Genomic DNA, 13,060 nt, shown 5'->3' with positions numbered 1-13,060 from the left:
CTCTTAATTCAGCTAAATATCCAGTGTGTGTACAGTGCCAGAAGGCAGCTGAAGGTGGGTGATTTGGTGTTGGAAATCGTTTAAATTCCCCGTGGTAAAATAATGAAAACTTGGCGTGCGCTCAGGCGCAATGTGGCAAGCTTGTAAACAGTGCTCTGCATGCTTTGCCACTGCAAAGGCAGGATTCACAAGTGTCACAGAAGGCGGCACGAGCGCCATCAATGCTTCTTGCAAAAAGGGAAAGTGAGTGCAGCCTAAAATGAGTTGATCCACCTGCGTATTGTTCAGCACGTTTAACGTCTCTTGTAATGTGATTTGAGCCGCCATGCTCTCAGTGTCGCCTTTTTCCACTAAAGTGACCCACGGATCGGCGGCGATTTTAATGACGGAAACTTCATGGGCAAATTGATCAATGAGGCGCGTTAAACGAGGGTTTTCGATCATTGATGAGGTGGCGACAATGGCAATCTCTTTGGTGATTGATGCACGCGCAGCAGGTTTAATGGCAGGTTCAATGCCAATGATCGGGAAATCTTGTGGCAATTGATGACGCAGTTTTTCTGCACTGATGGCTGTGGCTGTATTGCACGCGATCACAAGCATATCAATGTGATGCGTTGCCAATAAATATTCGGTCAATGTGGTGATGCGCTCATGGATGTACTCATGGGATTTTAAGCCATAAGGCAAATGAGCCGTATCTGCAATGTAGTAATAATCAGCAGGCAATGGATAATCAATGAAGGCACTCATCACAGAGAGCCCGCCAATGCCAGAATCTATAAATCCTATTTTCATGTTAGCGACGCATAATGGGGACAACAATGCGCTCATCAAAATCAAAGAGCGCGTCTTTTTCATATTTTACCATCACTTCTTCGGCAAGCGTTGAGAAGCTCTCTGAATCAACATTCAGTGCTTGATCATAAGTGGCTTGATCCCAAATTTCAATTAAAGCGCCATTGCCAGATAATACAATGTCACAGTCAATATTGGCATAACTCATTAATCGGCTTGGGAGTACAAAGCGACCTTGTGCATCTAGCGTCACTTCTGTGGCGCCGCCTCTGACAAAGCGGATGAAATCCCGCTCTTTTTTCACAAAGGGGTTGAGTTTAGTTAATTCATGATCAACCTCTTCCCATACATCAAAAGGATAGAGGTTTAGACACGCATCAAAGGCGCGATTGATGACAAAGCGATCTGTATCCACAAGCTGCTTTTTTAAGGGCATAGGCAACATCAGACGCTTTTTAGCATCAAGTTTGACCTCAAATTCCCCCAAAAAATGTTTCATGTTTGATCGATCGTTGAAGATGGTTCAGTGATTGTACAGCAACAATTTGCCCGCGCAAAGAAAAACCCCGAAGGTTCGGGGTTCTTTGAGATGTGCTTAAACAGAAGATTTTTTGAGGAAAAGACCCCAGTAAATCTCAAACACGCCAAACGCAATGATCGACGCACTGAAAATGCCCACAATGATGCCGCCTGCAATCACAGGGGATAACAAGAAGATGAAACCTAACACAATGCCAATGATGGGTAAGGCAATGATGCTTTTCCACTGGTCAGATTTAGGATGATCGGTGCTGTTTTTAAGGCTCAGCACTAAACCTAAACCTAGCATGGATCTAAATAAAATCCAGAAACCAAAGAGGAACGTTGTGACCAACATCACTTCACCTGGCGGCATTGTGAGGAAAAGAATACCAATGATGAAGTCAAGTACGCCTGATAACAGTGACCAACCCCAATTAGGGTTTTGGCTGGAGACGGAGAAAATTTCCGCAACCCCAGTGAATAAAAACATAAAGCCAATAAAGTAGGCGATGGTTAAGAATGTCGCCACAGGTGTCATCAAGCTCCAAATCCCGAGCACGATGAACAACACACCAATAATGACAGAGAGCCACCATTTATTTTGACTGATTGTTGAATTTGTCATATTTGTCTCCTTGTTGTTATTAAATTGAAGAAGCCATTTAATTATAGCACCGAATCATGAGAAAAAACCAAACGGTGCTTGGCATTTGCTTTACAAAAGGATGAGATCAGCATCGGCTAAATTCTCTAACAAAAAGTGATCCGTATCTTTGCGTTTAAATACGCCATAACGAGCTTTATCATAATGAGGCGCAAGCCCTTCTTGAAAGTAAAATCGTGTGGGGCGAAGTTGATCTTGAATGTTAAATAAGCGCTGATTGTCCTGTAAAGTTCCGCCAATGTAAGGCTCAGCGTGTGTGACAACATTGTGTTCATCTAATGTGACGATAAATGTCATCATCGGCTGATAATCTTCATTCAACAATGGATGGGCATAACGCAATGCCATGTAATCACCGAGCATAAAGGCACGGGGATCAACGGGCGCAAGTTCAAAGTAGATGGTTTCGCCTTCAGTTTTAATGCGCTCTTTTTGGAGAATTTGGACATTCATGAAGATCAAAAGTGCGCCGAGTAAAATAAAAGCAACGAGGGTTCGAGTGCGTGTCATGCGTCTCTCCATAAAATGCGTTGTAAAATTCTTGGAACACATAAAATAACTGTGCCTGTGCTGAGCAATAACCAGCCTTTTGCCTGTAATGACCAAGACAATTCATAGTAATAGAGCACCAATGCAACAGTGAACAGTAGTAAACCTAAAACATGTAGGGCGCGCTCACCTTTGAGGATGCCAATGAGGACTAAAACTGCACCCATGACCACATTCAGCGGCAAAAACCATAAGGCCATCAAGAAAGCCGCGGTGCTTATGATGCGTAATGCGAGATCGGTAGGACTGCGCAGCAACCAAGGCAATGCCCCCATCATTGGCAATAATGATGAGAGGTGCGGTGGCTGTATGATGTGAAAACCAAAATCTTTGAGCCAGAGTTCAAATAACGTCATGCCTAAGATGCAGAGCGCAAGGGCAATCATCCATTCAAGACTCAGGGTAGATTTTGGCCATGCAGCGAAGAGGAACACAAGCGTGAGCGCAAGCAGCCCATAATAAGGCCACGCAACATCCGTATGTGCATACAAGCCAATCATGCCCATCAAACACAATACAAGGATCGCGAGAATTCTGATGTAACCATTCTTGAGGGCGAATAAGAGCACCAGCGAATAAATGGCATTGACGAGGGCAAAACTTTTAATCAATTGATCCCAGTCGTTGTTGGCCATTAATAGCGCCGCGCCATTGGTAAAAAGTGCAGATAAGGTTAGGGAAGCGAGGATTAAAAATTGATGGCTGAAACGCTCTGTACGACATCTGCGACAAATGTAAACAGTAATGGCAATGAATGCAATGCATAAGCCATAAAGCAGCGTTGTATTGGCTTCGAGCTGTGCCACGCAATAAGCAGGAAAACTCATCAAAATCAACGTGAGTAGGCACATTAATCCTGCATGGAGGAAGTGTTTAAGGTTAAGGGTTTGCATGATGATCTCCAAAACGTGCAGCATTAAAGAGTGCATCTGCGCCACGATAAGCAGGATAAATCATCACCAATCCCACAACGCTGAGGCTAAAGAAGCCAAGCGCGCCGCTAAAGAGCTCTAGCAGCAATAGGAACCATGTGATCATGCCCGCTAAATAGCTCAAAATGGCCTGGGCTTTTTCGCGCAGATAATAGTAAAGCGCCAAAGTGAACAGCGTGCCAATGACAGCGACAATGCGTGAGACAACCCATTGATCCCGTACGGATAAATCAAGCAGCAATGCCATAAAGCTGCCCCACATCAACACAAAATAGAGATCACTCATGCCATGCACAAAGCTCAAACTTGATCGAGTGCTGAAATAAATGAACACAAGATTGAATAAAAGAGAGAGCAGCGCTGTGCTTAAAAGGACAACGGTGGCATTGTGACAATAGACTTGTAAGTAATTGATGATGAAAAGATAAGTGAGCAGAGAAGTGAATGCAGTTAAAAAACGATCATTAAACAACAGCGCAAAGGGCAGTAAAGATAAGCACCAAATCATGGGTAAATGATACAAATGGCTATTGATTTGATAGGTTTGCCCAAAGAGCGCCCAAAAGCAGCCCACCAATAAAGCAAATAAGCCAAGGGCAAGGGTGCGGCGTGCCGGTGATCGTGTGCACATTGCATAAATAAATACAATGATGAGAGCGCTTTCTGCCAAGATGAATTTGGTCAAACTGCTCCAAGCCAGCCAATTTAATGCTGTTAAGCAGATGATGCCAGATGCCAATAAAATCACGCCAAGACAATCGAGGTGCCACGATAAAATCTTGAGGAAGTGACGGGATTGCATAAAGGAATATCTCCAAGGATGAGTGAGGGAAATTGTTAATCAATCATTGTTTAATAACTATCATAAAGGGTTCTATCAATATTTGTGAATTCATAAATAAAATTAATTATCCCTTTTTAACAAAGAGGCATATCATTCGCCAACTCTTTCAATCAAGAGCCAACCCCCAATCGCCGATCAGTTTCTGATTACTTTTTTTCCACCTTTTCATTTTGGAAATTTGTACATATGGAAATTATTCCCCCCGTAGGCGAAGAGGGTCGCCTACCTTCATTATTCGAATCTTTAATTCCTGTGGTCTTTATGATGATCGCGCTCGTGACGGGTATTTTCATCTTCGGAACAAGTCCACACATCCCATTATTGGTCAGTGTTTGTGTTGCCGCAATGGTTGCGATGCGCTTAGGTTTCTCTTGGCGCAGAGTAGAGCGCGGCATGTTAGATGCAGTGCGTTTAGCCATGCAAGCGGTGGTGATTTTGATGGTGATCGGAACCATCATTGCCTCATGGATTGCCGGCGGCATTGTGCCAACGCTCATTTACTACGGCTTAAACATTTTAGAACCCCAATACTTTTTAGTGGCGGCATGCGCCATTTGTTGCATCATTTCTATTGCAGCAGGGAACGCATGGACGGCTGCGGGCACCATCGGGATTGCCATTATGGGCATTGGTTATGGGTTAGGCATGCAGCCGGAGATGGTGGCAGGTGCTGTGATCTCGGGCGTTTACTTTGGGGATAAAATTTCACCATTGTCAGAATCCACCAATTTAGCGCCGGGCATTGTGGGTGTGGATCTGTTTGAGCACATTCAATACATGCTCTACACCACGATTCCTGCGTTGGTGATTTCCCTGATTTTATTCACGATTTTAGGCTTTTCTCAGGCAAGCACCATGACGGAAACAACCGCTGTGACTGCGGCATTACAGGCGGATTTAAAAGGCATTTTCATCATTTCGCCTTGGTTATTGCTTGTGCCAGCTTTTATCATTGTGATGATGATCTTTAAAATTCCTGCATTCCCAGGATTGATGATCGGTTCAACTTTAGGCGTATTGTGTGCGATCTTTGTGCAAGGGGCGGATGCATCGATGGTGTTAAATTCATTGTACGATGGTTATCACATTGAAACAGATAATAAAACCCTCAGTGATCTTTTAAACAATGGCGGCATCACTGCGGTGTTATCCACGGTTTCTTTGGTGATCATTGCCATGTGTTTTGGGGGCATTTTAGAATTCACGAAAATTTTTGAAGTGATCGTGGGGCACATTGCACGAATTGCACAAAAGACCAAAAGCCTCATCATTTCAACGGTATTTACCTGCATTACCGGTAACATTGTGGGGTGTGATCAATACATGTCCATCATCATTCCGGGTAGAATGTACGCTGATGAATACAGAAAACGTGGCATTAAAGCGAAAGTGCTTTCTCGCACGTTAGAAGATGCCGGCACGATGACATCGCCACTCATTCCTTGGAATACGTGTGGTGCCTTTATGACCACAACATTGGGCGTGGCATCTTTCAGTTATTTGCCATACACATTTTTGTGTTTATTAAGTCCGCTCATTGCCATTTTCTATGCGTGTACGGGCTGGACGATTGAAACGTATGAAGATGGCGAAAAGCCAAAAAAAGTGAAGCGTTTTCGCATGAATAAGCGCTTAGATTAAAGACATTTCCCCCATGAATGTTGATCATTTATGGGGGAGCGTGCGCCATTGATTGCTTCTACAATGCTTTGTGGCTATATTAGATTTTTGTTTGTCTTATCTAACAAGGCTTGTGTGCGCTATGAAAGTGATTAATAAATCAGATAAATTGAATTATGTTCGCTATGAGATCCGCGGTCCCGTCCTCGATCGAGCGAATCAAATGGAAGAAGATGGTCTTAAAATCATCAAATTAAATATTGGCAATTTGGCACCGTTTGGCTTTGAACCGCCTGATGAAATGGTGCAAGACATGATCATGAACTTGCCAGAAGCCTCGGGCTATACGGACTCAAAAGGGATTTTCGCCGCACGCAAAGCCATCGTCCATTACGCCCAGCAAAAGAACATTAAAAATGTGGATGTCAATGATGTTTACATCGGCAATGGTGCTTCTGAACTCATCACCATGAGTTTAAATGCATTGTTAAACAGCGGCGATGAAGTGTTGATCCCAACACCGGATTATCCACTTTGGACAGCCGCCACTGCATTGGCCGGCGGGCGTCCTGTGCATTATATGTGTGATGAAGCCAACGAATGGCAACCAGACATTGAGGACATTCGCTCTAAAATCACGGTGCGCACCAAAGGGATTGTGATCATCAATCCAAACAATCCAACGGGCGCGCTCTACAGTGATGAAATTTTATTGGACATTTTACAGATCGCTCGTGAACATGGTTTGGTGGTGTTTTCAGATGAAATCTACGACAAAATTGTCTTTGATGGCCAAGTGCACACCTCAACGGCAGCATTGGCCGATGATGTCTTGTGTTTAACCTTCAATGGCTTGTCTAAAGCGTATCGTGCTTGTGGTTATCGTGCCGGTTGGATGATTGTCTCTGGCCCTAAAAAGCACGCCAAAGATTACATCAGCGGTTTAAATGTGCTCTCTTCGATGCGCTTGTGTTCCAATGCACCGGGGCAATTGGCCATCCAAACTGCGTTGGGCGGTTATCAAAGCATCAATGAATTGATCGCGCCAGAGGGGCGTTTGACGCGTCAGCGTGATGCGGCGCACCGTTTATTGACGAGCATTCCCGGTGTGACCTGTATGAAGCCAAAAGGTGCGTTGTACATGTTCCCAAAAATGGACCCTGAAGCCTATCGCATTGTGTCTGATGAGGAGTTTGCGCTGGATCTTTTAGAATCTAAACGTGTATTGATCGTGCAAGGTTCAGGCTTTAACTACCCAACGCCAGATCACTTTCGCATCACATTTTTGCCCTACACAGATACATTGACCGATGCCGTGCATCGCATTGGCAGCTATCTTGATGGCATTCGTGAACCCTCAAAAGATTAAAAATTTTAATTGCCCCTATTGACGGATGGTTTTTATTGAGCTAGATTAAAAACCATCAATTTTAAGGAATTCATTCATGACGCAGCACGCACAAGTACAACGTAACTTATGGTGGCAAATCTCTCACAAGGCGGGAGATTTCGTGGCGTCATGGCAAAAATAATGTCATAAGCATCCATAAAACCCGCACCAACATGCGGGTTTTTTTATTGCCCGCAATCTAACAGAATTCAAACAATATTTTAGATGAGGCAATCATGACAACAGCACAAGCAACACTCTTAAAAGTTTATAACGGTGAATATTTATCCCAAACGGAAAGTTTTGATGTTTTTAGCGACATCATCGCTGGCAATGTGCCGCCGTTGCATGTGGCATCTTTATTGACAAGTTTGAAAGTGCGCGGTGAGTCCGTCGACGAAGTGACGGGCGCAGCTTTAGCCTCTTTAAAAAATGCTGAAGCATTTCCAACGCCAGATTATGCCTTTGCAGACATTGTGGGCACCGGTGGCGATGGGGCAAACAGCATCAATATTTCAACCGCCAGTACTTTTGTGGCGGCTGCCTGTGGTTATCCGATTGCTAAGCATGGCAATCGCAGTGTTTCAAGTTTAAGTGGCTCATCAGATGTATTGACAGAGCTTGGCGTGAACATTCATGCCACCGCCGCCGATTCAAGAAAAATGCTCGATGATTTAGGCGTCTGTTTCTTGTTTGCACAGCAATATCATAAAGGCTTTAAGAATGTCGCACCGGTGCGTGCTGAACTGAAAACGCGCACCATTTTTAATGTGCTTGGCCCATTGATCAATCCTGCACGCCCACGCATTGCCATTGTGGGCGTGTATCATCATTCATTGATTGTGCCGATGGCGAACATCTTAAAAAATCTGGGTTATACAAATGCTGCGGTGATTCATACTGCGGGGTTAGATGAAGTCTCTTTGCATGCAGATACCCATGTGGCAGAGCTTAATCATGGCGTGATTGAAGAGTATTATTTAACAGCAGAGGATTTTGGTTTGCCTGTGATGACGATCGATGACATTCGCGGCGGCACACCTGCACAAAATAAAGTCTTTTTAGAGCGCATTTTACAAGGCAAAGGCGCCATTGCCCATGAAAATGTGGTGGCGGCGAATGTGGCATTATTGATGCGCTTATTTGGCGAACGTGATTTAAAACAGAATGTGGCAAAAGTGCAAAGCGTGATGCGCACCGGTCGCCCATATCAACTCTTACAACAAATGGTCCAAAGGGGTTAAGCATGGCAACGATTTTAGAACAAATTGTGGCGGATAAATACGTAGAAGTGAGTTTAATGCAGCAAGCGCGCCCATTGAACAACTTTAAACAAGATGTATTGGCAAGCCCCCGTGATTTTTATGGAGCACTTCGCTTTGCAAAACCGGCCTTTATTTTGGAGTGTAAGCCAAAATCCCCATCAAAAGGTGTCATCAACCCTGATTTTAATCTACCGAAAATATTAAAAGCGTATCAGCCGTTTGCCACCTGCATTTCTGTGTTAACGGATCACAAATATTTTGGCGGCAGCTATGAGAATTTAACCATCGCAGAGCAAACAGTGGATCAACCATTATTGTGCAAAGATTTCATTATTGATGAGTATCAAATCTATTATGCACGCTTGAAAGGCGCGCACGCCGTATTGCTGATGCTCTCTGTGTTGTCGGATGAGCAATATCTCGCCCTGCGTGCCGTTGCCCACAGCTTAAACATGGGCGTTTTAACAGAAACCAGCAATGAGGCAGAAGTAGAGCGTGCTGTTGCTTTAGATGCACGCGTCATTGGCATCAATAATCGTGATCTACATACATTGACAGTGGATTTAAACACCACGCGCCGCTTAGCAGCACTCATTCCTGAAGATCGCATCGTGATCAGTGAATCTGGCATTGCTTCTCATCAAGATGTGGTGGATTTATCAAGCGTGGCCGATGGTTTTTTAGTGGGCAGCCATTTAATGGGGGCGCAGAATTTAGAATCTGCTTTGCGCGCCTTGATTGTGGGCACACATAAAGTGTGCGGTTTAAATACCTTAGAAGCAGCCGAAGCGGCATTTGATGCTGGTGCTTATTATGGCGGATTGATCTTTGTGGAAAAATCCCCGCGTTTTATCACGCCTGCTAAAGCCAAAGCGTTGCAAGCCATTCCATTGCATTATGTGGGCGTGTTTCAAAATGAAGCATTAGAGCGCGTTGTGACCATCAGTAATGCTTTGAATTTAAAAGCAGTTCAGCTTCATGGTGAGGAATCTTTAGAATACATTGATGCCTTGCGTGAAAAGCTGCCAAAAACCACAGAGATTTTTAAGGCGCTCGATGCCACGAATATGGCAGAATATCAAAGTTATTTAACACATCAAGCCATTGACTGCATCGTCCTTGATCATCAAGCGGGCGGTACAGGCAAAAGTTTTGATTGGTCCATCATTCGGACGTTGCCAGCGCACCGCTATTTATTGGCAGGCGGCGTTGGGGCGCACAATGTGAGAGAGGCGCTCACGTATCCGATCATGGGAGTGGATATGAACTCAGCGCTTGAGATGAATAAGGGTGAGAAAAGCCCAGAGAAGATTCAAACAGTATTTCAAATGATTCGTACATCGATTAAGAATTAAGGAGAACATCGTGGCAATTTTAGATGCATTTTTTGGTGAGTTTGGTGGGCAATATGTGCCTGAACTCTTGATGCCGGCATTGAATCAATTAGAAGCGGCATTCGTGGAGGCACAAAAGGATCCTGAGTTTCAGGCAGAATTCATGGATTTACTCAAAAACTTTGCCGGTCGTCCGACGGCTTTAACATTGTGTCGCAATTTAACCAAAGGCACAAAATCCAAACTCTATTTAAAGCGTGAAGATTTGCTTCATGGCGGCGCCCATAAAACTAACCAAGTGTTGGGGCAAGCATTATTGGCCAAACGCATGGGTAAAACAGAGATCATCGCAGAAACAGGAGCAGGGCAACATGGCGTTGCCACAGCAATTGCTTGTGCGCTCCTTGGGTTAAATTGCCGCATTTACATGGGCGCTAAAGATGTGGCGCGCCAAGAACCGAATGTGTTTCGCATGAAGATGATGGGCGCAACCGTCATTCCTGTGTATTCAGGCACCGCCACTTTAAAATCAGCCTGTACAGAAGCATTGCGCGACTGGGCGGAAAACTATCAAACCACGCACTATTTATTGGGCACCGCGGCTGGCCCCCATCCATTCCCAACGATTGTGCGCGAGTTTCAAAAAATGATCGGTGAAGAGGCCAAAGCACAAATTGTGGCACGTGAAGGCCGCTTGCCGGATGCTGTGTTGGCTTGTGTGGGCGGTGGTTCAAATGCCATTGGCATGTTCACAGACTTCATTCCTGAAGAGAATGTGGCGTTGATTGGTGTGGAACCGGGTGGCCATGGCATTGAGTCTGGTAAACATGGTGCGCCGCTTGGGCATGGTTCAACCGGTATTTTCTTTGGTATGAAAGCCCCAATGATGCAAAATGAAGAGGGGCAAATTCAAGAATCCCATTCAGTATCCGCAGGTTTAGACTTTCCATCGGTTGGGCCGCAACATGCCCATTTAAAATCCATTGGCCGTGCACAATATGTTTCCATTACTGATGATGAAGCTTTGGCAGCATTTAAAGATCTCTGTTGTCATGAGGGGATTTTGCCGGCACTTGAGTCTTCTCATGCTTTAGCACATGCCCTTAAAATGATCCGCAACAATCCCGACAAAGAGCAGCTCATTTTGGTGAATTTATCGGGTCGTGGGGATAAGGACATTTTTACCGTTGCGAAAATTTTTGAAGAGAAGGGAGAATAATCATGGGTCGTTATGGTGTTAAATTCAGTAAATTGAAGGCAAAAGGGGAAGGTGCATTCATTCCATTTGTGATGATTGGCGACCCGAATCCTGAGGACTCCTTAAGAATCATCCAAACATTGGTGGACAATGGCGCCGATGCCGTTGAGCTTGGCGTGCCATTTTCTGATCCCATGGCCGATGGCCCCATCATTCAAAATGCCGGTTTACGTGCGATGGAATCTGGTACAACAGTGGCCAAATCCTTTGAAGTGATCGCCAAAGTGCGTGCCCAATATCCAGATTTACCGATCGGGTTATTAATGTATGCAAACCTTGTCTTCAAACCGGGCATTGAGCAGTTTTATGCCAAGGCCAAAGCCATAGGCGTTGATTCTGTGTTGGTGGTGGATGTGCCACTCAATGAGTTTGCACCGTTTCAACAAGCGGCGCGCAAACATGACATTGAGTCCATTTTCATTGTGCCACCAAATGCCAATGAAGCCACCATTCGTGCTGTGGCAGAACATGCAGAAGGGTACATTTATCTAATGAGCCGTAATGGCACCACAGGTTTAGGTAAAGCGATGGATCAAGGTTTGCCGCAATTGGTTGCCCTCATTCGTTCAGTCACGGATGTGCCGATTGTGCAAGGCTTTGGCATCAGCACGCCAGAACAAGTTTCTGAAGCGATTAAAATGGGAGTCGATGGTGCCATTTCGGGCTCATTTTTGGTCTCCATCATTGAGCGTTATCATGACAATGTCGATGAGTTGCTCTCGGTTTTAGCCTCCGCTGTGCGAGGTTTAAAAGCCGGCACAAAATAAGCTCACAAAAAAGCCCACATTGTGGGCTTTTTGATTATGATTTGGCAGGCATGTCGATCGGTTCAAGTTGTGGGGCACAGGCTTTTTTCTTCTTTGGCATTAACGTGAGCGCCATGCCACCAAAAATCAAAATGATGCCAATCCATTGCTCCATCGATGGCGTAAAGCCTGTAATGAATAGATCCATCAATATGGCCACTAATGGATCTAAAAAGACTAAAATGGCGATCATCTGTGTGGAAAGCTGGCGAATGGCATCGAAAAATAGATAAAACACAATCCCTGTGTGAACAAATCCTGTGATGGCAATGTACAGCCAATTGAGTTCAGTTAAGCCCTTAAAGGCAGAAAAATCCACAAATGGCACCAATAACAATGCACCAAATGCTACTTGAATGCTGGTGATGGCATAGGCGCTTGCGTACTTAAAGCCTTTGCCGGTGAGGGTGAGCAAAGCATAAAATAGGGCAGATAAGAGCCCAAAAATTAAGCCTGGGGAGAAAAACTCTGCCACCGATGCTGTGCGGTTGATCTCAGCGATTGCCAATGTACCCACAAAACAGATCATGATCGCCAAAACGGGGATCAACGTTAAGCGCTCTTTATAAATGAATGCGCCAAGGATCATCACAATGACGGGCGCTAAATGATAAATGGAGATGGCAACAGTGACGCCGGAGACTTCAATGGCTTTAAAAAAGTAGACCCAGTTGAGAATTAAAAAGACGCTACAGAGCAAAATGCGCAGCACTTCAGGTAAATGCCACTTTTCATGGCGCAATCGACCGGAGAGAATCCAAAACGTCCCTAAAAACAGCATGGCACAGATGCAACGAATGAACACCAATTCTAAGGCGGGCAAGCCGCTGCGTTCTGAGAAAAAACCAACAGAGCCAAAGAGGATCATGGCGATGGCCATTTTGATGACGGCGCTTTTTGCGTTGAGGGGCGGGGCAAGATTAAGGGACATGGATAGATCAAAAAATTAAATGGATTCATGATAGTAGAATGGCTTGCATGCAAGGTCAAACAATTTATGTGGCCAAATGTATTTATTTTTGTAGTGATATCGTAGTTAAAATCATGCCGTCAGACCGCGTTTATTTTATTTAACCCA

The 13,060-nt window shown here is 44.7% G+C and carries 13 protein-coding genes; 6 read left to right on the top strand and 7 right to left on the bottom strand.

The window, feature by feature from the left end:
- Nucleotides 1–12: 12 nt before the first annotated feature.
- The 6 genes from murI to B9T20_RS02885 form a co-directional block, all read right to left on the bottom strand.
- Nucleotides 13–861 carry a glutamate racemase gene (gene murI / locus B9T20_RS02910; RefSeq protein ID WP_233491516.1) on the bottom strand — a complete coding sequence of 283 codons (849 nt, stop codon included), beginning with the start codon at nt 859–861 and terminating at the stop codon, nt 13–15.
- A complete protein-coding gene (mraZ, locus tag B9T20_RS02905; RefSeq protein ID WP_094489737.1) occupies nt 800–1,297 on the bottom strand; it encodes a division/cell wall cluster transcriptional repressor MraZ in 498 nt (165 codons plus the stop codon). Before mraZ ends, murI begins: the two co-directional genes overlap by 62 nt.
- Before the next feature lie 96 nt (nt 1,298–1,393).
- Nucleotides 1,394–1,945: an HdeD family acid-resistance protein gene (locus B9T20_RS02900; protein WP_094489736.1), complete on the bottom strand. Its 552-nt coding sequence runs from the start codon at nt 1,943–1,945 to the stop codon at nt 1,394–1,396.
- A gap of 90 nt (nt 1,946–2,035) precedes the next feature.
- On the bottom strand, nt 2,036–2,494 hold the full coding sequence (locus tag B9T20_RS02895; protein ID WP_094489735.1) for a GDYXXLXY domain-containing protein: 459 nt from the start codon (nt 2,492–2,494) through the stop codon (nt 2,036–2,038).
- Nucleotides 2,491–3,426: a DUF4401 domain-containing protein gene (locus tag B9T20_RS02890; RefSeq protein WP_094489734.1), complete on the bottom strand. Its 936-nt coding sequence runs from the start codon at nt 3,424–3,426 to the stop codon at nt 2,491–2,493. The genes B9T20_RS02895 and B9T20_RS02890 overlap by 4 nt, the downstream gene beginning before the upstream one ends.
- Nucleotides 3,413–4,267: a DUF2157 domain-containing protein gene (locus B9T20_RS02885; RefSeq protein WP_094489733.1), complete on the bottom strand. Its 855-nt coding sequence runs from the start codon at nt 4,265–4,267 to the stop codon at nt 3,413–3,415. Before B9T20_RS02885 ends, B9T20_RS02890 begins: the two co-directional genes overlap by 14 nt.
- Nucleotides 4,268–4,495: 228 nt before the next feature.
- Here B9T20_RS02885 and nhaC point away from each other — a divergent pair, with 228 nt between their 5' ends.
- From nhaC to trpA, 6 genes are all read left to right on the top strand, one after another.
- Nucleotides 4,496–5,950: a Na+/H+ antiporter NhaC gene (gene nhaC / locus B9T20_RS02880; RefSeq protein WP_094489732.1), complete on the top strand. Its 1,455-nt coding sequence runs from the start codon at nt 4,496–4,498 to the stop codon at nt 5,948–5,950.
- A 121-nt stretch (nt 5,951–6,071) separates the two neighbouring features.
- Entirely contained in the window at nt 6,072–7,298 is a 1,227-nt protein-coding gene (locus B9T20_RS02875) for a pyridoxal phosphate-dependent aminotransferase (RefSeq protein WP_094489731.1), read from the top strand.
- Between the two features lie 257 nt (nt 7,299–7,555).
- Nucleotides 7,556–8,563: an anthranilate phosphoribosyltransferase gene (trpD, locus tag B9T20_RS02870; protein WP_008314152.1), complete on the top strand. Its 1,008-nt coding sequence runs from the start codon at nt 7,556–7,558 to the stop codon at nt 8,561–8,563.
- Nucleotides 8,564–8,565: 2 nt separating this feature from the next.
- A complete protein-coding gene (gene trpCF, locus B9T20_RS02865; protein WP_094489730.1) occupies nt 8,566–9,939 on the top strand; it encodes a bifunctional indole-3-glycerol-phosphate synthase TrpC/phosphoribosylanthranilate isomerase TrpF in 1,374 nt (457 codons plus the stop codon).
- A 7-nt stretch (nt 9,940–9,946) separates the two neighbouring features.
- Nucleotides 9,947–11,137: a tryptophan synthase subunit beta gene (gene trpB, locus B9T20_RS02860; RefSeq protein ID WP_094489729.1), complete on the top strand. Its 1,191-nt coding sequence runs from the start codon at nt 9,947–9,949 to the stop codon at nt 11,135–11,137.
- Nucleotides 11,138–11,139: 2 nt separating this feature from the next.
- Complete coding sequence (trpA, locus tag B9T20_RS02855) at nt 11,140–11,943, top strand: tryptophan synthase subunit alpha (protein WP_094489728.1); 804 nt, start codon at nt 11,140–11,142, stop codon at nt 11,941–11,943.
- 34 nt (nt 11,944–11,977) lie between these two features.
- Here the strand turns inward: trpA and B9T20_RS02850 are convergent, their stop codons facing one another.
- A complete protein-coding gene (locus B9T20_RS02850; protein WP_094489727.1) occupies nt 11,978–12,913 on the bottom strand; it encodes a DMT family transporter in 936 nt (311 codons plus the stop codon).
- Nucleotides 12,914–13,060 lie beyond the last annotated feature (147 nt).

Source organism: Wohlfahrtiimonas sp. G9077 (assembly GCF_002252155.1).
Classification (GTDB): Bacteria; Pseudomonadota; Gammaproteobacteria; order Cardiobacteriales; family Wohlfahrtiimonadaceae; genus Wohlfahrtiimonas.
Note: the sequence above shows the minus strand (reverse complement) of the source record. Positions and strands in the feature narration are given on the sequence as shown.